Origin of the sequence: Chamaesiphon polymorphus CCALA 037 (assembly GCF_003003845.1) — a bacterium.
Classification (GTDB): Bacteria; Cyanobacteriota; Cyanobacteriia; order Cyanobacteriales; family Chamaesiphonaceae; genus Chamaesiphon; species Chamaesiphon polymorphus.
On the sequence record NZ_PVWO01000686.1, the window covers coordinates 1 to 2,411 of the forward strand.

Below are 2,411 nucleotides of genomic sequence, written 5' to 3' on the forward strand. Positions count from 1 at the left end.
ATCGGACAGTATTCGTATCCCGGAATATAAAAACATAATGCGGCGGGATTAAAATAACCATGTGTCGCATCTAAATGATTTGTCCGCACGGTTAATTCGTTCGCAAATATCCGATAGTTAATGACAATTTCGCTACTACCATCTGGATCGATTTGCCAATGATTTTTAGCAGCTTTTACGACCGTTAATTTTTGCCCGTCGCTGGTTACTGCGCTAAAATCTTTTAAGTGTCGGACATAATCTCGCACCAAATACGAACCTGGAGTCCAGGCTGGCATTTTAATATCCAGTAGTTCGCCATGCCAATTACTAACTGTCAACTTCACCTCAAACAAATGAGTTTGTGGCTGAGACATCGCAATTTGATAAGCCAATTTCGGCACATAAATTGGCGTCACTGGACTGGTGGTTTCTAGCGATTGAGTCATCTCTTAGGATATGGGGTATGAGGAAATGGGAGACTGGATGGGTGAGAATTAGTTACATTAGAACGCAGTTTGACGATCGATTTTCTAGCCTAAAACCTAGATGGTGGGCAGTGCCCACCCTACGGCTATCAATTATCAATTATCAATTATCAATTATCAATTATCAACTAGATCTCATTTCTTGCGCGGCTAGATAGATTTTACTCCACTCTCCCATTACTTGATTAGTTTTAATTTTAAGAGATTTGGCGATCGCTTCGATAGAAGTTCCGGCTTTTAATTCCATTAAAATCTCTCGTTGTTTTGGTTCTAAGCTGTCACAGAATTTAGTCCATTGCTCGGGAGTCAAGCCTAAATTTTCTTTGAAAGAGATCTGCAACCATTGGGAAACCAGCTCGGGTTCTGCTTTGATCGCAAAAACTTTAATCGTATGGTAATTGATCTTTTCGCGGAGTCGATAGACTTGATTGATATCCATTTTCAAAGCGATCGCGATCGATTCTGGTGTTTTACCTTGGAGATAAAGCTTCAGCCATTCGCCAGCTTCGGGGCTGACTTTTTCGACCAAATAATCATAAAGCGATTCTTTGACGCGATTGCGAGCGATTTGAGTTTCTTCCCACTCTTGCTGTTGGTGATAGTTTTCTTGAGCTTGTTTGTCGAGCAAGCTGAGTGTGGAATCGCTATCGCCGATGATTTCGTCGGAGACAATTTTGACGAGATCGCTTTGGGGTACATTAGTGACGCCACCTTTTTGCGCTCGCCGCAGATAGTTGACAAAGCGATGGGCGAGCAATGGTTGATTGCGAACTGGACGCAGGCAATACTCTTCGATACTAGCAAATAATAAAGTATCGCGCAGCCGAGGATTTTTGGTACATTTACCGATCCAAGCAATTTGCTGTTGGATATATTTATCGCCTTGAAGCAATTCTTGCACTACTTCTTGCAATACATCGACAACTTGCCGCTGACGATCGTTACTCAGTGTCAGCCATGCCCGAATTTTATCGCGCAGCACTGCCAATCCGCCCAATCGCTGCATCAGGTTTTTATAGGCGCGTTCTGGTGGCAATCCTAAGTAGCGTTGGATCAAAATCCGCAACCGATAATCCATCGCCCGATCGACAATCTTGATATGCTCGGTATCTAGCGTTTCTAATCGCTCGCGATCTTCTCCCAGCAACCAATTGAGAATACTAGCTTGAGTCGTAGCGTTTTGCCCGCTACATTCTGTGGCGATCCGGGTTTCCCATTGGGTAGCGATTTTATCTACGATTACCTTCGTCATTTAACTGTTGCTCCTGTCCCCTCGGTTAAAAATAAGGTTGCGATCGGATATTGGCTCCAATCCAAAATATAGCTGAAGATCTGTCCTAAACGGGGCGGCTGAATGGCTCGATCTAGATCTACTCGTTAGAATCTAGTTACGTTCTCAGATCGGTGGTGATGTCGGGGTATTATTACAGAATCGTCGCTTCTATAATTAGTTCCAGCTTCTACATAAAGTTTATACTTAGAGCTTCGGCAAAGCCGATCGATTGTTGCGTGTTTACATAATTAGGTACCATAAGATGATTTTTGATTTGACCGAATCTAAATTGAAGATTGGGATGATGAGTCCAAACACAATTTGCTAGATTTGCGTTGTCGATAGATAATTGGGATGCCCGATCGAGAATATGCGTCTCCAACCGCCAAATATCTTTAGTTAATCTCTGCCAATAGTTATTAGCTAGCTATAGTCTAACTAATTTAATCCTGCGCTCGATCGGCCAAAGGCGATCGGATCTGTGCCAAAAGGTAACTAAAAAGTCGCAAGACAACCTGCAACTAGCTATCTTACGACTTCTAAATCCACCGATGTCGGTTTTTTACTAAAACGAAACGATCGGGCATTGCACTGGTTCTGGCTCTCAAGTTGGCGATTAAAGGAACGATCGTAGACCTTTACCCCACCCCAGCCATCCCCTTATAAAGGGG

2 protein-coding genes are annotated in these 2,411 nt (G+C 43.2%); both read right to left on the bottom strand.

The annotated features are described in order from the left end of the window. A partial coding sequence (locus tag C7B77_RS28250; protein ID WP_483862469.1) for a M61 metallopeptidase family protein occupies positions 1-428 on the bottom strand: 428 nt, incomplete at its 3' end. Between the two features lie 163 nt (positions 429-591). Beyond that, positions 592-1,719 carry a HetZ-related protein 2 gene (locus tag C7B77_RS28255; RefSeq protein ID WP_106312905.1) on the bottom strand — a complete coding sequence of 376 codons (1,128 nt, stop codon included), beginning with the start codon at positions 1,717-1,719 and terminating at the stop codon, positions 592-594. Positions 1,720-2,411 lie beyond the last annotated feature (692 nt).

Excerpts from the sequence above, each read along its gene's own strand:
- C7B77_RS28255 (WP_106312905.1), bottom strand. The coding sequence starts at position 1,719 with ATGACGAAGGTAATCGTAGATAAAATCGCTACCCAATGGGAAACCCGG.